Source organism: Pseudomonadota bacterium, assembly GCA_026388255.1.
GTDB lineage: Bacteria > Desulfobacterota > Syntrophorhabdia > Syntrophorhabdales > Syntrophorhabdaceae > JAPLKB01.
The window spans coordinates 69,056-92,423 of sequence record JAPLKC010000042.1; the positions used below are offsets into that span (position 1 = coordinate 69,056).

Genomic DNA, 23,368 nt, shown 5'->3' on the forward strand with positions numbered 1-23,368 from the left:
CACAGATTTCCGGGAACAGATGGAGCTACGGGTTCTCATATATCGATTTTGAAGACGGACGGGTGGTAAGGTGGTATAACAGCAAGCTCGAACCGCTGCATGTAAGAATGGTGCCTGTTAAAACGCCTGAAGAACAGAAAGAATACTTTACATTAGGTTCTACAACGGATGATGTACTGGTAATACAGGGAACTCCGACACAGATTTCCGGGAACAGATGGAGCTACGGGTTCTCATATATCGATTTTGAAGACGGACGGGTGGTAAGGTGGTATAACAGCAAGCTCGAACCGCTGCATGTAAGAATGGTGCCTGTTAAAACGCCTGAAGAACAGAAAGTACATTAGGTTCTACAACGGATGATGTACTGGTAATACAGGGAACTCCGACACAGATTTCCGGGAACAGATGGAGCTATGGGTTCTCATATATCGATTTTGAAGACGGACGGGTGGTAAGGTGGTATAACAGCAAGCAGGATCCCTTACTTATTGAACAGGAACCCTGAAATTACATTATAGCAACAGGTTATCGATGTATATGATTATGTTCCAACATCCCCAAAGTTCTTACCGAATAACGCTGGTTTCCCGAGAATCATTTTAAGGTATTCCAACATAAGTTCTTGAAGCATCTGCTCTTTTGGCATATTGGCAAAAGTTACTTGTTTATCTGATTCAGATTTGCTGATTTTGCCGATCTGAATAGCCGAAGACCGTTGCTCCTGCTGCAAGACAGCATATTTCTTGTTTAAATCGTCTGCCGGCATATTCGAAAGCCATTCGTAGACAGAAATTATCTGATCCGGAGCAGGCATACGGGGAGACTCCAGATTCATCCTGCAATCGCGAGAAAAGCGTTTCAGCCCTTCAATAATATGATTTGGTTTAACAAAATTTATTCCTGACCAGCCGGCGCGTAGCCACTGGAAAACACCGCTCCTGACCATGACAGGCACAGCACCTGATTCTACATAGATACCAACTGAAAAAAAATCGTAAATATATGATTTGACCCATCCAAGACCGGTTCTTGCAGAACCCGGTTCTCCTGAGTAGTAGTAGTTCCAGCTATTGTCATTGCCCAGAATAATCCCTTTTTTTCCTACATTGGATTTACTGATCTGTTTAGATACGGAGACCATTACCTGTCGTCCTTTGTAATTGAGCAGAATAAAAGTTCGTTTCAGATCGTATTCATGGTAGATGCCGGTATTAAGGTCGGGCGTGTCTGATTCATGCTGTATGCCGTGAATAACAACCGGAACTCCACCGGAAGGAATCGGCTTCCAACTGTTGGGCAACTTCTTGGATTCCTCTTTATTGGCATTCCAAATTGAGTATCGCAGAGAAGATGGTCTCGTAATTACAGGGGGGATAAGGGGGTTGTACGAATACTCTATGAATCGGGGGAAGTTGATCTTCGTGTCAAATTCATAATATACCCCGGTGCTGTCCATGGATTTAGGGAGGGCATATTCCTTGCTTTGCTTAGAGCTCAGAACATAATCCACGAGAATAGCGATAGCTTGTTCATCAAAGCCTGCTTTAGTCTCAATGCAAAACTGCACCAGCTTCATAGCAGCTTCATTGATAGGGTTGGAGGTATCTATGGAAGAAAGCGCTGCGACTGGTTGATGCAGCAGGATCAACAATAGCATTGTGACAAAACAGCTCAATGCCCGGTAGAAATAATCGCGTCTTTTCATGCTGGAAGTATTACGAACGACTCTCCTTCAATGCCTTTTATCATACAACCTACAGCCTTCTGTGTCAATGAAATACTGACCGCGAAATGCGGGGTGCGATGCTCACAGGAGTGGAAGAAATTTCAAAATTTAATAACGCATTGAAATATTGTAATAATTAAAAAAACCAGTTGCGTAAAATAATCCGACTATTGCCTGCCATAGACCAGAAAACACCCCCGAAACAGCAATAGCTGACAATGTGAAATAGACATAAGATTTATTCTTAGCAAATAAAAATGCCGCACCACAGAAACATATAGATATTATTTCTACATACAGCATCTCAGGACGCCATGTTATTTTCGCAAAAGCAAACAGTCTATACACAGATTCGTTTTGAAGTTTCTCAGCTAAAACAGCTAATTGATAATAAGTTATCGGTATTGATAGCACCAATGCTGTGATGACAATATGAACTACTGTCTTTTTCTTGCGCTTATATATAAAAAACAGAATCATAAAGGCAGTAACTGCAAAACCCCCAAATACGACTACCAGGTTAAACATCCATGCAATTACTACAATTATTCCCATTATTACTTACTACTTTATAATAAACATGCTGCAAAATGCAATTTTTGAAATCCTGTCCCTGCAATCTGTTTTATCTTGCATAACATTTATTTGTTTTTTGCTATCAGTCCAGACCTGAATGCCTGTGTATATCTGCGGCAGAATTTGTCTTGTCCCAGCAGTAGCTCGGTCACAATCAAGGCTTCACGAAGCGCCTGATTCGTGGGGTCAACTATGGCAGAGTCAAGACCGGCCTCCATAGCAAGCGTCAGGAAAGTTCGATTGATTAAAGAACGGGCCGGCAGCCCGAATGAAATATTGCTCAGGCCGCTTGTTATATGTGCCCTGGGGTACTCCCTCTTAATTGCCCTAATAGATTCCAGTGCCATTAATCCGGCTTGCGTATCAGTTCCGATAGTCATAATCAAAGGGTCTGCATAGACCTTTTCGTCGGATATTCCTGCATCACGAGTAGCGTTAAAAACCCTTTTCAACACCTTCATCCGGTCTTCCACATTTTTCGGGATCCCAGATTCATCGAGGGCCAGCGCAATAACTGTACAATTATGCTTTACAACAATAGGAAGCATATTTTCCAGACGCTCCTTGTCACCGCTTATAGAATTGATCATCGGCTCTTGTTTGACATGGTTTAGCGCCGCGGTCAAAGCAACGGTATTGGTGCTGTCTATACATAAAGAGATATCAACCGCTTCCTGCACTGTCTTCACTAACCAAACTAAATCATCCGGTTCCCTGTCAGGGGTTGTGCCGGCGTTTACATCCAGAAAGTCGACCCCTGCCCTAACCTGATCTTCGGCCAGACCTTTGATAAAGTTTGCATCTCTGTTGACAATGGCGGTACGGACTTGTGCGCGCGTACCATTAATTTTTTCACCGATGATTTTCATATATCCTTCCTTTGAAGATTCTTAGGGTAATAGCCCACCAGCATTACTCTGATTCTGTAATTATAGTTCAACTTTTTCATAACAAAGGTTACAACATTTACAGCATCAAAAGCGTGAATAAATCTATACTCTGATTATTGTGAGGAGAGGTATAACGCAGTTTTGCGTCATAGCCTCTCCTCTGTTATAAAGAGCCCTACCCTGCTTTCTTCTTTTATTTGTAAACTCCGTATTCTTTTGTGAAATCAATCATTGCATGGACATTGTCAGCCTTACCCTCATCCATGGCTGTTCCCGTGCACATGAGATATCCGCCGCCCTTTCCTGCTATATCAATAAGGTTTTTACAATATGCTCTTACATCATCAGGAGTACCGGTAAGCAGTAGCCCTGAAGGAATATTACCACCAATGCATAATTTCTTTCCAATCGTTTCTTTCACCACAGCCATATCCGTGCGGTCAAACACCCACATGCAGGACGTCTCGGGAAGCTCCTTGAGATACTCAAGCCGTGTGTTGTATGACCCCTCACAGAACAGGAAGGGCACGCATCCCTCTGCTGCCAGTCCGAGGATAACTTTCTTAAGGGTAGGCCAGTAGAATTCTCTGAACTGTTTGTCCGACATGAACCCGTCAGCACCCTTATGTAGAGGGATAAACACAACCGGACAGCCCTGCATCGTTGCACCCCTCACACCCTGGCTGATAGCAAGAGGCGTGAGTCTTTCCACAGCCTTCAAAACCATGTCCGGCCGCCGATACATGTCCATCATTGTTGCGCGCGTTCCCCTCAAGGTATCCCCGAGAATGTCGAATGGGGCTTTTGTTGCGCCTCCAAAACAACCCGGACAACCCATGCCCCTGGCTTGCATCTCAAAACCCACGACTTTCTGTATCCATGCCATTGCTTCATTTCCTGCATCCAATAGCGCCTTCAAGGCATTCTGAACCGGTGGGATGCCAAAAGGTATCATTTGTGCCGAGACTGTTACTACCTCCCAATTATCAGTAAAGGGGGCGATCATTTTCAATGGATCAAGCGCTCCATAGGCGCGAGGCATCAAGCATCTTATCCAGAAATCCGTTGGGTCATTGATAAGTGCCGGATACTCATCCGCCAGCATGTATTCACCTTCCACGTATTGGTAAGCGGATTTTTCAGAGATCCCATGGCCAGGCAGCTTATACTGCTTGTAGTCAAGAATATCAAAGATTTTTCCGTAACCGACAAGGGCAGGCGTAGTATAATAGTCAGGCGCATAATCCTTAATAAAGCTCGCTTGAACTGAGAGCATTTTCTCAGTATCATACATTGCTTCATATGGCGTTACACCATACAGATGCGTTTGCATAAATATTCCGAAAGGCAGCACAGGCACCCTGTCCGGAACCTTTTCCATGAGTACGATGTCCTTAAATCTTGTTACGGCTGCTTTAAAGTTGGCTTCAGCCTCAGCATTTTGAAATTCGACGCCTGTGGCAGACAGCCATGTTTCAAATCTCGCTTTTCGTTTTTCTGCTGCTGACATCTCTTCCCATTTCTTTTCCATTGACTCACCCTCCTATCCAGGATTTCGCCAGATTTACGGCTTCAATGGCATCTTTCCCGTATGCATCTGCCCCGACATAACCCCTTACCTGTTCATCAATCTGGCCGCCTCCAATCATGATCTTTACCTTATCTCTCAAACCAGCATCTTTTATGGCCTGGATGGTTTGTTTCATCGAATCAAAGGCCAGCGTTAAAAACCCGCTTAAACCGACAATGGTGGCGTCGGTTTCCTTTATTTTCTCCACAAAATTCTGTATCGGAACATCAACTCCGAGGTCATAAACCTCAAAGCCATTTACATCAAGCATAAAGGCTACAATGTCTTTGCCAATATCATGTATGTCCCCTGCAACAGTGCCAAAAACGATCTTACCCAGTTTTTTTGCTTCAGTTGTCTTCGATAGTTCCGGTTTAACTATAGCCGTGACACCCTTAAGTATCTCACCGGAGTATAGCAGGTCAGGTATAAAATACTCGGCGGCGGCAAAACGTTCCCCAACAATTTCCAGCGCACGTCTCGCATCATCAAGAATGTTTAACGGTTCCTCGCCGGCATTCAACCTGTCTCGAACAATTTTCATAACATCATCTTCTCTTAAATCAGCTAACGCACTAACCATATCTTCGGCCATGCTTTTTACCTCCTTATCTTAAATTAGGTTCTTTAGTAATTAGTCATTAATACATTTACCTCAACCTGTCACCCCCCCCCATAATTTGACATTCCAGGTCACGTCAACGTTGTCGGACAAATTAAGCAGAGCAAAAAAAACCTCCTTTCCTGATTAATGCCATTTTCAGTGTATGTTGGACAATAACACAGCTTTTTTCAGTTCCTCTTGAACTTTGTTCTTTCATATTGTATATTATATATATAAATTGTCAAGGAATATGTTCTATACTTATATATATAAATTGTAAAGAGGAAAATGGTAACTCCATGGACCATGATGCCAATATAAAGATTATTGACCGCAATTCCTACGAACCTGCCTATATGCAGCTCGTACGTATTGTAAGTGAGCAGATCGCCACCGGTGTTGTGCGCTCAGGCGATCAGTTGCCTGCCGAAGCACAGTTCTGCGCACAATACAACATCAGTCCCATGACCGTACGCCGCGCCATCAACATCCTGGTTGAGAGGGGCTTGGTAAGCGCCACCCAGGGGAAAGGTACATTTGTTAGATCACTCGATATTGGCGAGGCAGTTTTCCGGCTTCAGGAGCTGAAAAATAACTGGGCTCAGGGAAGCCTTACAACAGTAAGGTTATTGGAGGCAAGCATTGTGTCCGCTGACGAGCGTGTGGCGCGCAAGCTGGCTATCGCACCCGGCGAGCGTACCATCTATATGAGAAGGATTGTATTAAATGAAGATGCACCGACCATGTATCACCGCGAATATGTGGTCTATGATCCGAGACGTCCTCTGGTAGAGGCACAGCTCCAGATAACATTATTGGAAGGTTTGCTTCAGGGACAAAGCAGCGGTGGGTTGAGGCGAGGCCATCTGACTATTGAACCGGTCAATATCAGGGAGGAAGAGGCCTTGCAACTTAAAGTTCCCGTCGGAACAGCAGCATTTTACCTTGAGCATTTTTTCTATGATTTCCATGACCAGCTTGTGAGCTGGGGAGGGTTTATCTGTCGGGCTGACCATTTCAAGCTCACAACTTTTATCGGCGCCGGTGCCGATCTTTAGGAGAAATATGACGGACAAAGATATCAGAAAAGCACTGATCACACATCTCGTTGACCTTGATGAAACTTATGTCCTTAAAGCAGTCCGGCGCTTACTGGATGCGAAGCAGGACCCTATAGACATCATGCAGGACTGCGAGCATGCTATGCGAATGGTGGGCGAACGTTACGAAAGACGGGAGTATTATCTATCTGCATTGATTATGGCCGGAGAGATCTTTCGTGAAGTAATGATGATCAGTCAGCCATCTATGGAAAAAAGATTAACAGGCAATGCTTCATCAGGGAAAGTTTTATTGGGCACGGTACAGGGAGATATTCATGACATCGGCAAAGATATTGTAGCGCTGGCTCTTCGTTGTTACGGATTCACCGTTGAAGATCTCGGCATAGATGTGCCGCCGCAAAAATTCCTTGAACATTTACGGAATACTCCGCCTGACATAATTGGTCTTTCAGGCTTGGTGACAGTCGCCTATGAAAGCATGAGAGAAACGACCCGGCTGGTAAGAGAACACAACATATCAGTGGAATGTGCTATCCCTATTATTATTGGCGGAAGTACATTAAGCGAGGAAATCTGTCGTTTTGTCGGCGCCGATTTCTGGGTAACGGATGCCATGGAGGGAGTGCGAGTTTGTCAACGCATTGTGCAGAAAATAAACCATCCATAAATAAAACACAAAAACTGGTAATTGCCTGTGCTACTGTCATCGAAGAGATGCTGCCCCTGCTGCCCCCTGATGTAAAACACAGGATTCTCGATTTTGGCCTTCATATCAATCCCTCCAAACTTCGCCAGGCCCTTCAGGATGCCATTGATGCATCAATGGGTCAGTTTGAAACTATTATTCTGGGCTACGGGCTTTGTTCACAGGGTGTAATCGGATTACACGCCACCGGTTGCACATTGGTTGTGCCGCGGGTGGATGACTGCATTGCGATTTTTCTGGGCTCAGGCTCGGCCTACCAACAGCAGTCCAGATTTGAGCCTGGGACATATTATCTTACTAAAGGTTGGATTGAGGTGGGCGACAGCCCCTTTTCCGAATATGAACGCATGGTGGCAAGTCGTGGCCAAAAACACGCCGATCGGATAATCCGTCTTATGCTCAACAACTACAAGCGCCTGGCGCTTATTAATACGGGACAATACGCTCTTGAGCATTATCGCGATTATGCACAACGCACCGCTCAGCGATTCGGCTTGAGGTACGAAGAGATCGAAGGATCGACAACCCTGGTGAAGAAGATGCTCAATGGACCCTGGGATAATGAATTCATCGTCGTTGAACCGGGTCATTCCATCCGGTTCGAAGATTTTTTTCCTAATTCTTAACTGTGCCCGAAAAACAAGGCACGTGTGAATTCGGACTGAAATTTTTTTTCAGAACTTAACTCAATATACTCTATTTGTTGGGCAATCCGGGCTGCGCGCTCACGTTGCGCAACCGAAAGAAGCGCCATGCGCGCTCCTGCGCCTGCTGCGTTGCCCACCTGCCTGAAGCAATGGCGATCCACAGAGGGGAACATACCTATGTCAATACCACTTTGCACATCAAGGTATGTCCCGAAGGCCCCGGCAATGATTACCTCGTCAATATCTGCTTCACAAACGTCAGCATGATTCAGCAGGGTGTGAATCCCTGCACGGATTGCTGCTTTGACCAGTTGAATCTCTGTCACGTCTGAACGGCTGAAGCTGATCTCCCGTCCATCGTTTTTATCTCCCGGTACGACGATAAACTCGCCACCGGCGACGCTTTGCCGGACACGGGGGTGCGCTTTCATAGCTCCTCGCTTATCAAGTATGCCTGCGCGCAACAATTGCGCCGTCAAATCAAGGATGCCTGAGCCACATAATCCGACAGGTGCAACATCGTCAACGGTTCTGAAGTACACATGTCCATCATGGATCGTCACTTTTTCTATGGCTCCCGGTGCAGCGCGCATACCATGGCGTATATGCGCCCCCTCGAAGGCCGGGCCGGATGCTGTCGAACATGCCAGGTGTCGGCCATGAGCACGCAGGCTGATTTCAGTATTTGTACCAATGTCTATCCCCAACACAACGCCGTCACGCTCTGGCAGTCCTGTGGCAAGCAACATCGCCACATGATCAGCACCCACGAACCCGGCGATGTTTGGCAGCAAGTGAACATAGGCTCCTTTGGCAAACCCTAACCCGACCTCACGTGCCTTCACATCAATGGGGTCAGTGTATGCCGGGATATATGGCGCCAACCCGAGTTGCTTGACGGGCAAGCCAAGAAAAAGGTGGTGCATCACTGTATTGCCTACAACAACCGCGTCTGCAATATCGGCCACGCCATGTCCGGCACGGGCACAGAGATCACTTGCCAGCCCGTTGAGTGCTTCAATAATTGTTGAGGCCAATTGTTCTGCTCCTTCAGGTCTGCTGACTGCGTGATTTATACGCGTTATTACGTCCTCGCCGTAGGCAATCTGCGGATTCATTGCGCCGGTCGAAGCCAGGATTTCCCCTTTTACCAGATCAACGAGGTAGACAGCCAACTTGGTCGTTCCGATGTCGACTGCCAGGCCCAGCGGCAACCTGCCGGTCGGAAGCAGGGCAATCACTTCAGGCCGCAGATGTGTGCCTGTGGGACAGCTAATATTGCACCCATTAATCGGGGCAACAATAATCTTCGGGTTCACGGTATCTCGCACAAATGCACAGGCCTGCCAATTCCATGCGCGTAAATCTACCGGCATATCCCGCATTACCTGTATATCAATGCGCATGCAATTATCATCGGGTCCGGACCAGGGATACGCCAGCGCATCCCATAGCCGCCTTGCATCGGAACGGAGATCAGTCATGGAGGGCTTCTCGATGGACACTTCAACGGCATGCACGGCCGGATGCAGTTCAATGACAGGCATCTGCCCCTCAGTCTGGATGCGCTGTGTCGCTAACATGGAGTCCTGCGGGATATGAACGCGCACATCGCCTGCGATCCTGGCCTGACAGGCGAGCCTCAGATCGAGAGCCGAATCGTCACCCAATAATAACTTTTCGCTGAGTGTCGGGGGTGATACATCCCCCTCCATCACACGCACAACGCACCGTCCGCAGGAGCCCTCACCACCGCATATTGCCGTCAACATCACGCCTGCCTTTTGTGCTGCTTCAAGCAGCGTCGATCCACCCTCGCATATCACACGCCTTCCTGTGGGTTCAAAATCAACTTCCATCTATTACCGCCTTAATAATATCTTCCAGCTCTGTCACATCATACCGGCTCCAGCCCGCTGGTATAGCCGAACCGTTTGACTACTTCTTTTCCTGTTCTTTCCTGTACCCGCACGTACTTTGTAACATACTATATCCACATTGTTTATGAAAATGTATGTTGAATAATACCAGTCTAACATCTTGATTCTCAAGGGTCAATGTGGTTTTTTACAGCGTACCGGGGAACTTACCTCCATGAAGATTTTCTTCTTGACAATGTTCCCTATATAAAAAATGTAGTATATTTAATGAGCTCTTCAGGAAGAACTCCCGGAATGGGAAATCCTTGTTGGTCCACGGGAAGCTGCCCATATACCTGCGTATCTGAAGATGTGGAAGCCTTGATCTGTAATGTAGAGAATATAGTGTACTGTAAAAAACAAATTGGTATAATGTTCTGAAATGCTGAATTGAAGGAGGTTGTTGTGCTATTAATAGGGGAAAACCTTAATGTCATATCCAAAAAAATAGGTGAAGCTCTGAAGCAAAGAGACCCTGAGCCCATAAGGGCCATGGCAGAAGCACAAACAAAGGCCGGTATGGACATGATGGATATAAATCTTGGTCCTGCCCGTAAGGAAGGGCCTGAACTTATGGAGTGGGTTGTGAAGACCGTTCAGGAGGTAACAGACCTCCCTCTTTCCCTGGATACCATGAATATTGAAGCCATAGAAGCAGGATTGCAGGTACACAAGGGGAAGGCTTTAATCAACTCTATATCCGCAAGGCCTGAGAGAATGGCAGCCCTTATGCCCCTTGCAAAAAAATACAACGCTTACTTCATCGGACTCACCCTCGGGCCGGAAGGCATTCCAAGGGATTCGAATGAAAGAGGATTGCTTGCAGCCCAGATTATGGCAGAGGCGGCAGGGTACGACATATTGGAAGAAGATATATGGTTCGACCCAATTGTGCTGCCCATCAACACTCAGCAGGCTCAGTTGCAGGGCTGCACTGAATTTGTCATGATGCTTCCCGAGCTTTCACCGGCTTCCAAGTCAACCTGTGGACTTTCGAACGTATCAAACGGCACGCCTAACAACCTCAGGGGGATTCTCAATAGAACTTATCTCATTATGATCAAACGCTACGGTATATATTCGGCGATTGTTGATGCCTTCGATACAGAACTAAGGGCTATCGTAAAAGGCGAAAAACCTGAACTCGAAGCGCTTGTACACAGGGTAATGGATGGGGAGCAAGTGGACACTTCCGAACTTTCAAAATATGAGATTAATTACGTGAAGACGGCAAGGGTACTTCTCGGTCAGACTCTGTATTCGGATTCATGGTTGGAATTGTAAGATACAGCTTTAATGATAAACCATATCTATATTTACTTTAATATCAGTATGATATGGTTTATCATTAAGATATTACTTTAATTTATTGTTATATCTATCTAATATAAAATATTAATAACTTCATTTACTATTATTTAAGCAATGCAACTGCATGTTTTATTCTCTCTACTCCTTTTTGGATAACTTCCATGGATGTTGCAAAGGACAGTCTTATATAGCCTTCTTTGCCAAATTCTACTCCCGGCACCACGGCTGTGTGAAATCCTTCAAGCAGTACTTCCGTCCATATCGAAGAGTTTTCGATTACCTTGCCCTTATAATTTTTACCAAGTATGGCGTTAAAATTGGGGAATACATAAAAAGCGCCACCCGGGCTATAACAGGTCACACCTTCAATGCTTTTTAATTCATCTACAAGATAGTCCCGTCTCTTTTTAAACTCTTTTACCATTACGGCAATACTATCCTGGGGGCCGTTCAGTGCGGCAACTGCGGCCATCTGTGCAATTGATGTGGGATTGGACGTGCTCTGGCTCTGAATATTACCCATTGCCTTTATGATAGGCGCCGGTCCGGCAGCAAAACCGATTCTCCATCCTGTCATTGCATATGTTTTTGAGACGCCGTGGCAGATGATGGTTTTTTCTTTAAAGGAAGGATCCATTGATGCAATGCTCATGTGGACATATTCATCATAGGCAAGCTTTTCATAAATCTCATCAGAGATAATATAAAAGTCATTTTCAACTGCCAGTTTTCCTATCTGTTCCAGATTTTCGCGATAAAAGATTGAGCCGACAGGATTTGAAGGATAATTTAGGATTATCCCTTTCGTATTTTTATTTATATATTTCTTCAGCATCTCTTCTGTGATCTGATAGTCTTCATTTTCATATGTTTCAACAAAGACCGGTTTTGCACCTGCAAGCTCAACCATAGGAGGGTATGAGACCCAGTATGGAACGGGTATCAGCACTTCATCGCCTTCCTGAAATATTGTTTGAAAAAGATTATACAGGGTATGTTTACCCCCGCAGGATATTATAACCTCATCCCTTTTATATATAAGATCATTATCTCTTTTGAATTTTTCAATAACAGCATCTTTTAACGAGTCAATCCCTGACGCTGGGGTATATCTCGTAAAATTATCATTAATCGCCTTTATTCCTGCCTGCTTTATATGATCAGGCGTATCAAAATCCGGCTCACCTGCTCCGAATCCGGCAATATCCAGACCTTCTGCCTTGAGCGCCTTTTCCTTTGCGGTAATTGCCAATGTCGGCGATGGTTTCAACATCTCTGCTCTTTTGGATAACATATCAAAACCTCCTTTGGTTTGTTTTTCTATCTCTCATCATTGGCGTTACTACATACTGCCGGAAAACTGAAGGATAATATTTACAATATTCCTGATGCTGCTGTCAATCAAATTAGTTGCATGGTTAACAGGGCATTGGAATGTTAAAAACTTGGGCGATTCAATAAACCGCTTCGAGTTATTCCTGTTGTTAAGGTTTGATACCATGTTGTAGTCAAAAGCACCACCCGCAAGCGGGTCACCGGGCAACGACGACAAGCCCCGACATACAAGGATTTAATTTACTCACACAGTGAGCAAGAAGGGAAGGCTCCGCTGACGGCTTTGCCGGTGTGGGGGGTGCGGATGTCCCAGAAATAGAGGCTAGCAAGGAAGAGTCAACAAAGATGGGCAAATAAATGTAACATGGTATAAATGTGAAATGTTTTTTAACATTTTGCCAGGATATTGGATACAGTATCGAATACTGTCCTGTTAACCAGGATATTTGCATGATTTACCGGCAGCAGATAAAAATGCTTTTCAAGCGTTACCGGGGATTTAGCCGATTTTATCGATACAAAACCATCCCCTGCCCCATCTCTCCATTCATCAATTACACGGCTGCCGAAAAAAGATTGCGCGGAACCGATTATGTTTATAGGACCCCAATCGAAATAACGCGGGGAATCCCCGCATATATCAAAGCAAGGTACATGTCTTTCATGTTCAAAATTTTCCGGTTTGTTTATGTCCAGGGTGAATCCTGCATTAGTGCGCAGTTCATTAATAGAAGCCCTATTTTGTTCTATAGTTGGAACTGCCATATTGATCAAAGGCATGTATTTTATCACACAGTCGGCAAGTCTGCTTCCGTAATGAGGTGTTGCAAGACAGATCAGGGCTCTTGGCCGGAGGCCGTATCGCTGAATAGCCCGTCTTGCCACGAGTCCGCCCCGTGAATGGGCAATAAATACAAATTCCTTGCTTTCGATATTGTTGATAAGATCCTTCAATTCTGCCGCAGCGTCGTCTATGACGCCGAATGGAGCCTGTGTCCAGCTTGCGATATTATACTGCCCATCGCACCTGTCGACAAAGGAAACTGCATCCTTTTCCTGCTTAAGCAAGGTCTTGAAAGAGATAAACTTTATCTTTTCTTCGCTGGGCGCAGACCAGATCCTCTCCGAAACCCCGAGTCCGTGGATGAGCACCAGCCATGGTTTTTCATATGAATGCTTAAGAATCACCGGTTACCCGTCATACTTCCTGCTCCATAATCTTTCTTACCGAAATCTTCAGCACCTTCCTGGTATCTTCTGATATTTTGTATCTTTCATCCATCCTATATCCAACAACCCAGATAATGTCATCACCTGACACAAGAAGCGGTATATGCCCTCTTTCTTCTTTCGGTATTTTCCGGGATATAAAATAATCTTTTAATTTTAAAGGGCTTTTCATTCCAAGGGGAACGAATCTGTCGCCGTGTAAAAAAGTCCTGACATATAAATTCCCGACCTTATCACCGTCAAAATGGGCAATGTATATGTCGGGTGGATGTGGCATTTTTGTATCCTGTAACAGTAGCGAAACATTAAGCATAAGTCCGAAAGGCTCCAGCCGGTTTTCACCTGGATTTATCGGAAATATATCTGTTATCTTCGGGAGAATCGGCTTCTTTGTAAAAATAAGTCTGTTATAAACCTTTTTTATCCTGATTCCGCGCGGCATAGTAAGCATCAGATTCGGTTTTTCGCTTGATATGACCCTGTTTATCAAGCGTACGTGCTCCCGCAATGGAATGAAGGTCGACCCAATCCTTGTAAATGCGCTTACGAACACCCTGAACCTTGTCTCTTCATCTATATTTTTTAAAGCATCTATCTCAAAGGATATATCTTCATTCTCAATTTTCTGTTCTTTTTTCAAAAATTCCTCGGCTTTGCTTCCGTAAAGATTGTTAATTGCCGTAATATCCTGAAGCAGCATAACAATCTTTTCCTTGAAAAGAGGGTTTATCTTTTCCATAACCGGGATTACCTGTTTCCTTATATAATTCCTTTCATAAATGATCTTATCGTTCGAAGAATCTTCCACATGCAATATTGAATGCTCTCCGGCATACTTCTCTATCTCAAAACGGTAAGTATCAAGGAACGGCCTGATTATCCTGTCTCTTTTTACCGGTATCGAGGAAAGGCCTCTTATGCCCGTACCCTTCAGCATCCTTAACAAAAATGTCTCTGCCTGATCGTCGAGGTTGTGCGCAACGGCAATTTTATTATAGCCATATGCATTCGTAACCTCCTCAAAAAACGCATATCTCAAATCCCTCCCTGCATGTTGGAGAGAAACTCCACAGCATTTCGCATACCCCTTTACATCGGCCTTTTTTATATGAAACTGGAGGGAGAGCTTCCGGGCAAGATCTTCAACAAACTTTTCATCCCTTGCAGATTCCTCGCCACGTAACTGGTGGTTAAGGTGAGCAATACCGATTTTAAAATTAATTTGCTTTGATATTTCAAATAGAACATGCAACAGGGCTGTGGAATCTATCCCGCCCGAAGCCCCTATGAGGACGTTATCCCCTGCTTCTATCAGTTTTTCTTTTTCAATTATCTTTTTGACTTTATTAACAAGATTCACAATTCTATATAAATGAACTGCTTATCCATGGCAACTCGAGCAGTTTGAAGAACCGCAACTTGCACAGGACGATCCTGCTGCATCCATTGATGATGACGTATACTTGGAGCCGACAGAAAATCCGAATGAAGACATCTTTTTTGTCGGATTTTTTGCCCCACATGACGGACATGACGGTTCATCATTTCTAAAGACCAGCATTTCAAATTCATTACCGCATTTTTCACATATATATTCATATATAGGCATAATCTCCTTCCCCCCTACACCTTATTTGTTCTTTTCATCTCTTTTGACAGATCGTAAATAAGTTTTTCCAGTAAATCCATGTATACATTTATATTTTCAATATCTATATCCATGATATGTGCGTGCTCAGCAAAAATCAACGATCTGGAGAATTTGTTTTTAAAATAAAAATGAAATGCAGAGGTATACATATATAAAAACAATGCTGTCTTGTTTTCTTTATCCTTCGTCAATATCCTTCGAAACAATAAACGGGCATGATCAAAATACTCACTTTTCAGATAGCTCTTTGCTGCTCTGAATATTAAAGCCACTCTCCCGTCTTTATATAAATTATTCAGAAGACTTTCAAAATCTCTTTTTCCATATATTGATACAAGAGTTTTTTCATTTTCAAGAATAAATCGCGGTAACAAGTAATTATTTTTATACAATTCAATCAAACTTTGTAATTGTCCTATAAGCTCAACAGTCAAGGTCTTAACTTCTTTTACCCCTTCCTTAAGTCTTATTTCAGCCTTTCTTGTAAGCATCTCAATTTCTCGCACTATCTTCTTTTCTATCTCAGTCAGTGAATCGGATACTTTATCGGAATTAGGCTGGTAACTCTCAATCTGGTAAAGATTTTCTCTTAATTTCATCGCTTCGTGGAAAACATATCCTACCGTCATATCGTATAATTTCTCTTTATAAGTTGCCTCGTCGGAATTTCTGAAAAGCTCATGGCACATTTCCTTTAGCCTGAAAAGACAGCTACGTCCTTTATCATCAATAAATTCCTCTATATTTGAAAAATATAAACGCCTTTCCTTAAAAAGGATCCTGCATTCTGTAAATTTCTTGTAAACACATATTGATTCTTTGATCAGATCAATTTGCTTCTTCTCTATATTGGTCATTGCCGTTTTCACCTGTCTTTCCATTAATTAAAACACGCAATTTCTCCCCATCAATTGTTTCCTTTTCGAGGAGGGTGTTTGCTGCTTTTTCTAAAATATCTTTATTATCAACCAACAGCAATTTTGCATTTTTACAGGACTCATCGATTATCCTTCTTACCTCATTGTCAATATCCTCTTGCCGTTTCTTCACTATAATCCTTTGTTCCAAAGCCGTGATTTATATCCAGAAAAAGTGGTTTTCTTTCCCCTTCAAACGTAATGTATCCAAACTTTTCACTCATGCCGTATTCCTTCACCATGGATTTTGCAATATCCGTTGCCTTGAACCACTCATACTGAAAAAAGGTGCTTTTGCCTCTCCGGCTACAGCTTTTGCAAGAAGCGTTCTGCCGGTTCCGGGCGGACCGACAAGTAATATACCTTTCGGGAGCTTGCCGCCGATGTTAAGAAATTTATCCGGGGTTTTTAGATACTCAATTATCTCTTTTAACTCCTCTTTCGCTTCATTTACGCCTGCAACATCCCCAAAGGTGATTTTTATTTCATTCTCACCGTATATTTTTCCTCTACTTTTGCCAAAATTTAGCACGCTTGAAGGTGCGCCACTCATCTTTTTCATAAGGAAATTCCATATCAGGAAAATAATAGCAGAGGGCAACGCCCACGAGATAATTGCTTTAATAATTTTGTTCTCATAATGCCCTGCAAATTTAATATTGATTTTCTGTTGCGGTATTATCTTCTTCATGACTCAAGAAGTCTAACAAAAATAAGTTGTTTTTTAAACATGTTTTTCCCTGTTCAATTTTTTGAACCAAAGTGTTATTATATTAATATATTTGCACGGGCATGTCACCCGTTTGCGGATCTTGCGGAGGGGGCGACCTCCTTACGAGGATAGGCTTGAGCCCCGGTGCAAAGCGAACAAAAAGTTTCACTTCAGCTCACACAGTGAGCGAGAAGGAGTGGCCGGGACACTCGCTTGCGGGTATCCCGGTAATAGTACAACATTTCTTTAAGTTAAAAAACAATGAGGAGGGTTGTATGGAAGAAAATCTGATTGGAAGGGTTGAGAGGTATTTTTCAAAAATCGGCGTAGCCGCAATAAGGATTACAGATGGCGAATTAAAGATTGACGACAGAATAATGATCAAAGGACACACAACGGACTTTGAACAGGTCGTAGAATCAATACAGATAGAGCATCAGAACGTAGAAAGTGCCGAGGCGGGCGATGATATCGGCATAAAAACAAAAGAAAGGGTAAGAGAAGGTGATTCTGTATATCTGATAAAACAGTAAGTTTCTTGGTTTCTGGCGAAATTTGACATATAATACGGATCACTGATGATGATTAGCTTCATCATTGGAGACAAGTGGATTATATTATCAACGCCGGTCCGGATATTTATTGTGCAGAGCATTTTTAAATCCTTCAAATATCATTATCCGCTTTAATTGCCGGCCAAGAAAGTTTATGCAATATTTGAGAAAACTTATTAAAAATTGGGAGGAAATATGGAAGAAAAGGAAATGACGCAAAGATTTTATGGTAGCTTTGAATACATGGCGCTGATGCTTGAAGATGTTAAAAAAGGTTTCTTTACACAAAATGTGAATCTTTTAAAAGAAAATAAAAAGAAACTAAAAGAAGAAATTAAGGAACGGGCTTCTTTTGCTGAAAAGGTAGTGGCGGAAGAAGACAAGGATGCGATACAAAAGAAATACATCGGGCTGCTCGTTTCATTTCAGGAGATTGTACTTTCATTTGACAATCTTATTAATAAAATGAAAAAAAAGGTGGAGGCGGACATTCTTATGACCAATAAAGCTCTCGCCGAGATCGAAGAACTTTTCAATATAATGTATGCTCAGTTTGTAGACACAAGAGATTACATTGCCACTAAAAATCAGCACTTAAGAAAAGAAATCAAATCTTCCAGGGAAAAACTCATTGAATTGGCTGAAAAATTCGACCCGATTCATCAGCAAAGGCTCATTACTGGTATTTGTATGCCAAGGGCATCGTACATTTATATAGGCATTACACAGTCTTTAAAAAGGATTTCAAAGGGGCTCGCTGATTTTTCAGAAAAGGTATAATATTGGAAATTTCCCTTCAAACCCTTAAAAACAGAATAAAAAGAGAAGGGATTGTAAAAGAGATTCGCAAAAGGCATTTCAACGGCAAGGTGTACCTTGTTGGCGGTGCAATAAGAGAGTTGTGCCTCAAAAAAAAGCCGAATGATTATGACTTTGCTCTGTCAGAGCAAAAAGATCTGAAAATCCTGGAATCGCTATTCGGCACAGGCGCCTTTGTTTTAGGAAAAAAACCGATCCAAACATACAGGATTGTAAGGGATGGGATATCTGTTGATATTACGCTCCTTCACGCCACCATAGAAGAAGACCTCCCGAGAAGAGACTTTACCATGAACGCCATCGCCTACGATATACATGGTGATAAGATTATTGATTCTCTTAATGGCGTTGATGATATTAAAAAAAGGATAATCAGACACCCTTCAAGGGACACGCTGAAAGACGACCCGCTGAGAATGTTAAAAGCGATTCGCCACTTTTCGGTATTAAAAGGCTTTACGCTCAACAATACATTAAAAGATGACATTACCGGGTTGGGGCATTTAATCAATCAAACAGCCCCGGAAAGGATCAAATATGAAATGGATCAGATAACCACATCAGGAAATGTCCTGGCAGGTTTGAATGCTATGACATCTACGGGCCTGATTTTTAAAATATTCCCCGAATTATACGCTTTAAAGCAAATGGATATGGAAAAGGGGTTTACCCTCGAAACATACGGCCACACTATTGACGGATTTCAATATTTGAGGAAATATAACAAAATATACAACATCGATGAAAAAAGGCTTGCAGATGTCGGATATGCCCTGCTCTTCCATGACCTTGGAAAGGCCTACACCTTCTCTTTTGATGAGCAAAAAGGTCTTGTTCATTTTTTCTACCATGAACGTGTTTCCTTTGAAATTGCTTCATCGATCATGGAAAGGCTCAGGTTCAGCTCTCACGAAACAAGAATAATCCAAAAGCTTATTGAAAATCATATGAGAATATTTCTCATCAGCAGCAGCGAATCCACTGAAAAGGCAACAAGAAGGCTTGTGTATAAGATGGGGGATTTAACGCCTTCACTCATATTGCTCACTTTATGCGATATGTACGGAAGTTCGGGAGGAAAAGATAATCCGTCAACGAGACGCATTAAAGTCAAATGCAGGGAAATCTTGAATGAATACAACGAATGGATGAAAGAACCTTTACCAAACCTTGTAAATGGTTATGACCTGATTAAATTGGGATTCATGAAAGGTCCGGAGATAGGAAAGACACTTAACAGCATCAGGGAAAAACAGATTTCAGGAGAGATTAAGGAAAGGGAAGATGCACTATATTATGCCGGAACACTTTTAAACATACGTTAGAATTTACTTGTAGTTTTCAGAATAAGTTTATATCACCGGGTATGCTTTTGTCACGTCTCATTGGACTCATTTTCCAGTTTACGTGAGTCAGAAATTACGCATCCGCTCCCAGCTCCTCTTTCAACTGTGCGAAATAGTCCTTGATGTATTTATAGTCCTGTAAGGCCATGCTTCGCGTCTCTGGAAGGGCAAGTCCCTCCCATCTGGCATCAATGTCATCGAGTATATAGTCTACGGGTTTCTTTCCGTAAAAGTGCCGGATGTACCTCAGAACGCCCACGACCCCCAATGTATCAATTTTGTCAGCATCGTACAGAATCTTTGACTCAAGGGTTGTCCTGTCTTCCGGGGTGGCAGCGACATCATGTACTCTGATTGCATGCAAGACAGCGTCTCTTTTTTCCTGCGGGAAGCCAATCCTTTCGAGAACCGGCTGTGCCTTTAGGGCGCTGAGAGCACCATGAGCCTTGTCATCAATGTAGTGACGCCCGAGATCGTGCAGATAAACTGCCGCAACCAGTATCTCAAGGTCAGCATCAAGCTTTTCTCCAAGGCGGATGCATCGCCTCAGCACACGGAGGATATGATCCCTGGCATGCACTTCAGATGGTGAAGGCGCCTTTTTCATCTCACAGTCAAGTTCATTCTCAAGCACCGGAATCCAATACTTCCAAAGAGTTATCTGATTTTCCACAAAACCTCCTCTTATCATCTCTCGTATCTCACGCTGTATCGCCTCGACATCTATGTGACGGGGAGTGTCGGACCGACAGCGGAAGCCCAGGATTTGACAGTTGGCCAATCGCGGTAGTCGCCTTCGGAAATCCCTTTCGCCTTCAATATCATCTTATTGACAAATGACAGCTTGCTGAAGTCCACCGCCCCGGGAAAAAGACCTACAGCCGTCGGTTGTATTTTTGGGGCTTCTTTGCGCACAGGGGCAAGATAGGCCATGACTGTACTGCGGTTCCCTGCTGTGTCATCCTTCATAGTGAGACAAACGACAAAATAGGCAACAGGGAGCAGACCGAGCATGTCCTGGTTGTCTTTCACAAAACCCACTGCCTCAGGCAGCCATTTGCCCATACGAATGGCGCTTCCCACTATAACTCCGTGATAGGGACTTAGATCGTTCACGCTCCCCACAAGGCGCACATCAACGGATGCACCCATTCCGCACAGGACTTGTCCTATTGCCTCTGCCACTCCACCGCTAGAACCGCATCGGCTGGCATACGTTATCAAAACCCTCTTTTTTATTTTTTCGTCCTTTTGGCATGAGGATTCTATGAACTCCGACCCAGTTTTTTCACTTGCAGCACCAGCCATGTTGTGATACAAAATCGATGTGCAAATTGCACTGGCGGATAGCAGCAGGAATCCCCGCCGGTTCATCCCATGTTCTTCTTTGTTCATAGCGTTCATCAGTTTGTACCTCCTCTATCGATTTTGGTCATAAGGCTCACCAGGGGACAGGTTTGGGGCCTATTAGCTGCACGGCATGGTTGGGCAATCATTCGGCTCTTGTTGTATTGCACTTGTCAGTGGCCAATCCATAGTTCCTGGAAACAAAGATATGACGAGCAACGCAAATCCTGTGTTGCGTTAGAGCACGTTAAAATACCGATTCTTGCCATTCTTTCCCCCTTTTTATGAGTAATATGCCGGCTACTATGGATTTTTCAACAGCATCGTTATAAATTCTACATTATTATAAAAAAACTGCACTGTCAACTTTTCATTCCCTTTGTAGATAATGAAAACCAGACCTCATTTCCTTTTCAGAAATAGTGACAGGAGAGCACCCATAAAATACCACGCATACCTCCATCCACTTTCTCCGTAATGAACTACCCCGCAGCAGAGCTTTGAGGAATCTATTGATTGAAGTATGAAATAGGGCAAAACCAGCCCTGAAATGGAGAAACCAAGACCGGATTTATATCACTATTGATTGAGCCTGCTCCAGACAATTTGCCATCGTTCAATGCCCGAGTACAATACAATGTATAAAGAAAAGTGGAATTCACCTGTGACGTCAATATTCTATTCTGAAATACAGTTGCGCCCTGAGGTTTTTGCCATGTACAAGGCACTATCGGCTCCAGCGATAAGCAATTCCAGCGTTTGCCCTTTCTTTCTCTCTGCAATTCCTATGGAAATTGAAGGATGATGAAGCGTTTTTCCAGACAACACCAGAGGCTCTGCTTTATTCACTTCTTTCTGAACCCGCTCTGCAATAACTCTCGCTTTTCTTATATTATACCCGGGGAGAACAATGATGAATTGATCTCCGCCGTAACGGGCAATCAATTCTGTTGGCCGCAGATGTTCACTCATAATATGCGCAACCGAATAGAGAACGCTGTCTCCAAATTGATGTCCGTAAAGGTCATTAAACTTTTTAAAGTGGTCGATGTCTATCATAATTATAGATAAAGGAGATCCGCTGGTTAAGGAGCGCGCAAACTGTCTCTTCAAGGCATTGTCAACCCAGTAACGATTATGTAAGCCTGTCAGGGCATCCACGCTGCCGTAGTGGCTATACACCTGTTCAATGCTTGTTCCCTCTACAATAACCAAGTCAGTATGACGTAAACGCTTCGTCATTATAAAAAGTAAATTACACGCTGCTGCATGGGATGCCTGAACCAACGACCACAAAACATCTTCGTCCATTACCAGCAATCTGGAATATTCATCGGCAACAACAAAAGCTGATGTTGGCTGCTGATCAATGATGGACATTTCCCCAACGCTTTCGCCGGGACCAAGTATCGCAATCGGTTCACTATTAATTTTGTCGAGGTGAATTCTTAGATAACCCTTCAAGAGGAAATATACGGTGTGATTAATCTCTCCTGGTCTAATCAATACCATATCAGGCTCCAACTCGAACGTCGAGCAGGATTCGAGTAACCCCTTGATAGACTCAAGGCTCACAGAAGAAAAGAGATGGATATGTTTTAACTCTTCATCGCTGAACTGCCTGTATGGATGATCCATCGTGCCCTCCCACGCATGTAGGGTTTTAAGAAGCATATTTAAAATTCCATTATAACACCATCATGAAATTTAAAAACACATTTTTCTACAAGAAAAGATTAAAGTGGTGGTCCTTATGGCCTTACCGTACAAATTCCAACAGATAGGAGTTCTCCTGGCAAAAGATGGATTTGCATCTGTTCTGAAGAGATGATCTGAAGTCTATATCGTTGAGAGGCCTGCTTTCAGGCCGATTAGTTGCATCGTTTCATTGCTCCGCTTCATCAAGACTTCAAATACTGCTTCAAATCCAGATAATAGTTTTCATGGGGACCAATCATAACAAGTTCCAAATCTTCACCTATTTTTCGATATGCAAGCAGGTACTGCGCAGTCTCAAGTTTATGCTTAGCAGTCTCAAGTTTAAACTTATGTACAAATACTCCTCGCAGGTCACCTTTTTTTTCCTTTCCGATGCATGGATTTTCCACAATTTTATTTATTTCTCGATCCAATAAGTCCTTCTCCGGTTTAAACATTTTCTTGACTTTTTCCTCAAATGATTTTGACTGATATACCCTCATAGACGTCTATCCAAATGTGTATTCGGTCTTCTCTCCCTGATCCAGTTCGTCCAATCCTATTAACATTTCCTTAATAAGTGAATATGGCAGGTCAGGATTCTCTTCGACACATTTGCCCATTTGTGCCCAGTGCTCAATCTGCCCGGCTAAAGACCTATGGTCAATTCGTCCAAATCTCTTTGCTTCATCTACAAGTCTTTCTGATATTCTTACTGCTGTAGCCATAATCGTTCCTCCGAA

Annotated in this window: 26 protein-coding genes and 1 pseudogene; 8 read left to right on the forward strand and 19 right to left on the reverse strand. The window is 43.4% G+C overall.

What is annotated here, in order from left to right; all coding sequences use genetic code 11:
- Window positions 1–347: hypothetical protein (locus tag NT178_05550; GenBank protein ID MCX5811996.1), on the forward strand; the 347-nt coding region annotated here is incomplete at its 5' end.
- A 197-nt stretch (window positions 348–544) separates the two neighbouring features.
- Here NT178_05550 and NT178_05555 read toward each other — a convergent pair.
- From NT178_05555 to NT178_05575, 5 genes are all read right to left on the reverse strand, one after another.
- Entirely contained in the window at window positions 545–1,708 is a 1,164-nt protein-coding gene (locus tag NT178_05555; protein ID MCX5811997.1) for a hypothetical protein, read from the reverse strand.
- 129 nt (window positions 1,709–1,837) lie between these two features.
- Window positions 1,838–2,284 (reverse strand): hypothetical protein, encoded by a 447-nt coding sequence (locus NT178_05560; protein MCX5811998.1) that lies wholly within the window; start codon window positions 2,282–2,284, stop codon window positions 1,838–1,840.
- 86 nt (window positions 2,285–2,370) lie between these two features.
- On the reverse strand, window positions 2,371–3,174 hold the full coding sequence (locus tag NT178_05565; protein MCX5811999.1) for a methyltetrahydrofolate cobalamin methyltransferase: 804 nt from the start codon (window positions 3,172–3,174) through the stop codon (window positions 2,371–2,373).
- A gap of 214 nt (window positions 3,175–3,388) precedes the next feature.
- Entirely contained in the window at window positions 3,389–4,726 is a 1,338-nt protein-coding gene (locus tag NT178_05570; GenBank protein MCX5812000.1) for a uroporphyrinogen decarboxylase, read from the reverse strand.
- 4 nt (window positions 4,727–4,730) lie between these two features.
- Complete coding sequence (locus NT178_05575; GenBank protein MCX5812001.1) at window positions 4,731–5,360, reverse strand: cobalamin-dependent protein; 630 nt, start codon at window positions 5,358–5,360, stop codon at window positions 4,731–4,733.
- A gap of 308 nt (window positions 5,361–5,668) precedes the next feature.
- On the opposite strand from NT178_05575, the gene NT178_05580 reads away from it, so the two are divergent.
- Genes NT178_05580 through NT178_05590 form a run of 3 tightly spaced genes read left to right on the forward strand, consistent with a single transcriptional unit; the run spans window position 5,669 to window position 7,765 of the window.
- Entirely contained in the window at window positions 5,669–6,427 is a 759-nt protein-coding gene (locus NT178_05580; GenBank protein MCX5812002.1) for a GntR family transcriptional regulator, read from the forward strand.
- Window positions 6,428–6,434: 7 nt separating this feature from the next.
- A complete protein-coding gene (locus NT178_05585; GenBank protein ID MCX5812003.1) occupies window positions 6,435–7,100 on the forward strand; it encodes a cobalamin-dependent protein in 666 nt (221 codons plus the stop codon).
- Window positions 7,064–7,765 (forward strand): DUF1638 domain-containing protein, encoded by a 702-nt coding sequence (locus NT178_05590; GenBank protein ID MCX5812004.1) that lies wholly within the window; start codon window positions 7,064–7,066, stop codon window positions 7,763–7,765. Before NT178_05585 ends, NT178_05590 begins: the two co-directional genes overlap by 37 nt.
- Here the strand turns inward: NT178_05590 and NT178_05595 are convergent.
- Window positions 7,762–9,645: an ASKHA domain-containing protein gene (locus tag NT178_05595; GenBank protein MCX5812005.1), complete on the reverse strand. Its 1,884-nt coding sequence runs from the start codon at window positions 9,643–9,645 to the stop codon at window positions 7,762–7,764. The two genes, NT178_05590 and NT178_05595, sit on opposite strands and share 4 nt — an antisense overlap.
- A gap of 465 nt (window positions 9,646–10,110) precedes the next feature.
- Here NT178_05595 and NT178_05600 point away from each other — a divergent pair, with 465 nt between their 5' ends.
- Window positions 10,111–10,989: a dihydropteroate synthase gene (locus NT178_05600; protein ID MCX5812006.1), complete on the forward strand. Its 879-nt coding sequence runs from the start codon at window positions 10,111–10,113 to the stop codon at window positions 10,987–10,989.
- 130 nt (window positions 10,990–11,119) lie between these two features.
- On the opposite strand, the gene NT178_05605 is transcribed toward NT178_05600, so the two are convergent.
- From NT178_05605 to NT178_05640, 8 genes and pseudogenes are all read right to left on the reverse strand, one after another.
- Window positions 11,120–12,310 (reverse strand): pyridoxal phosphate-dependent aminotransferase, encoded by a 1,191-nt coding sequence (locus NT178_05605; GenBank protein MCX5812007.1) that lies wholly within the window; start codon window positions 12,308–12,310, stop codon window positions 11,120–11,122.
- A 428-nt stretch (window positions 12,311–12,738) separates the two neighbouring features.
- Window positions 12,739–13,539, reverse strand: coding sequence for an alpha/beta hydrolase (locus NT178_05610; protein ID MCX5812008.1), 801 nt, complete (start codon window positions 13,537–13,539; stop codon window positions 12,739–12,741).
- 10 nt (window positions 13,540–13,549) lie between these two features.
- Window positions 13,550–14,941 carry a tRNA lysidine(34) synthetase TilS gene (gene tilS, locus NT178_05615; protein MCX5812009.1) on the reverse strand — a complete coding sequence of 464 codons (1,392 nt, stop codon included), beginning with the start codon at window positions 14,939–14,941 and terminating at the stop codon, window positions 13,550–13,552.
- A 21-nt stretch (window positions 14,942–14,962) separates the two neighbouring features.
- Window positions 14,963–15,190 carry a zinc ribbon domain-containing protein gene (locus NT178_05620; protein ID MCX5812010.1) on the reverse strand — a complete coding sequence of 76 codons (228 nt, stop codon included), beginning with the start codon at window positions 15,188–15,190 and terminating at the stop codon, window positions 14,963–14,965.
- Between the two features lie 14 nt (window positions 15,191–15,204).
- Window positions 15,205–16,113, reverse strand: coding sequence for a hypothetical protein (locus tag NT178_05625; protein ID MCX5812011.1), 909 nt, complete (start codon window positions 16,111–16,113; stop codon window positions 15,205–15,207).
- Window positions 16,061–16,282 (reverse strand): hypothetical protein, encoded by a 222-nt coding sequence (locus NT178_05630; protein MCX5812012.1) that lies wholly within the window; start codon window positions 16,280–16,282, stop codon window positions 16,061–16,063. Before NT178_05630 ends, NT178_05625 begins: the two co-directional genes overlap by 53 nt.
- The gene (locus tag NT178_05635) at window positions 16,257–16,373 is read right to left on the reverse strand and encodes a hypothetical protein (protein ID MCX5812013.1); all 117 of its coding nucleotides are present in this window, start codon (window positions 16,371–16,373) and stop codon (window positions 16,257–16,259) included. The genes NT178_05630 and NT178_05635 overlap by 26 nt, the downstream gene beginning before the upstream one ends.
- Before the next feature lie 44 nt (window positions 16,374–16,417).
- Window positions 16,418–16,678 (reverse strand): annotated as a pseudogene (locus tag NT178_05640) (AAA family ATPase).
- 458 nt (window positions 16,679–17,136) lie between these two features.
- On the opposite strand from NT178_05640, the gene NT178_05645 reads away from it, so the two are divergent.
- From NT178_05645 to NT178_05655, 3 genes are all read left to right on the forward strand, one after another.
- Window positions 17,137–17,394, forward strand: a complete 258-nt coding sequence (locus NT178_05645) for a translation elongation factor-like protein (GenBank protein ID MCX5812014.1) — start codon at window positions 17,137–17,139, stop codon at window positions 17,392–17,394.
- Between the two features lie 216 nt (window positions 17,395–17,610).
- Window positions 17,611–18,195 (forward strand): hypothetical protein, encoded by a 585-nt coding sequence (locus NT178_05650; protein ID MCX5812015.1) that lies wholly within the window; start codon window positions 17,611–17,613, stop codon window positions 18,193–18,195.
- A gap of 2 nt (window positions 18,196–18,197) precedes the next feature.
- On the forward strand, window positions 18,198–19,559 hold the full coding sequence (locus tag NT178_05655; protein ID MCX5812016.1) for an HD domain-containing protein: 1,362 nt from the start codon (window positions 18,198–18,200) through the stop codon (window positions 19,557–19,559).
- Between the two features lie 94 nt (window positions 19,560–19,653).
- On the opposite strand, the gene NT178_05660 is transcribed toward NT178_05655, so the two are convergent.
- The 5 genes from NT178_05660 to NT178_05680 form a co-directional block, all read right to left on the reverse strand.
- Window positions 19,654–20,253 (reverse strand): HD domain-containing protein, encoded by a 600-nt coding sequence (locus NT178_05660; GenBank protein MCX5812017.1) that lies wholly within the window; start codon window positions 20,251–20,253, stop codon window positions 19,654–19,656.
- Between the two features lie 50 nt (window positions 20,254–20,303).
- Complete coding sequence (locus NT178_05665) at window positions 20,304–20,984, reverse strand: flavodoxin domain-containing protein (protein ID MCX5812018.1); 681 nt, start codon at window positions 20,982–20,984, stop codon at window positions 20,304–20,306.
- Window positions 20,985–21,605: 621 nt separating this feature from the next.
- Complete coding sequence (locus NT178_05670; GenBank protein ID MCX5812019.1) at window positions 21,606–22,565, reverse strand: GGDEF domain-containing protein; 960 nt, start codon at window positions 22,563–22,565, stop codon at window positions 21,606–21,608.
- Window positions 22,566–22,828: 263 nt separating this feature from the next.
- A complete protein-coding gene (locus NT178_05675) occupies window positions 22,829–23,128 on the reverse strand; it encodes a type II toxin-antitoxin system RelE/ParE family toxin (GenBank protein MCX5812020.1) in 300 nt (99 codons plus the stop codon).
- 6 nt (window positions 23,129–23,134) lie between these two features.
- Window positions 23,135–23,353: a hypothetical protein gene (locus tag NT178_05680; protein MCX5812021.1), complete on the reverse strand. Its 219-nt coding sequence runs from the start codon at window positions 23,351–23,353 to the stop codon at window positions 23,135–23,137.
- Window positions 23,354–23,368 lie beyond the last annotated feature (15 nt).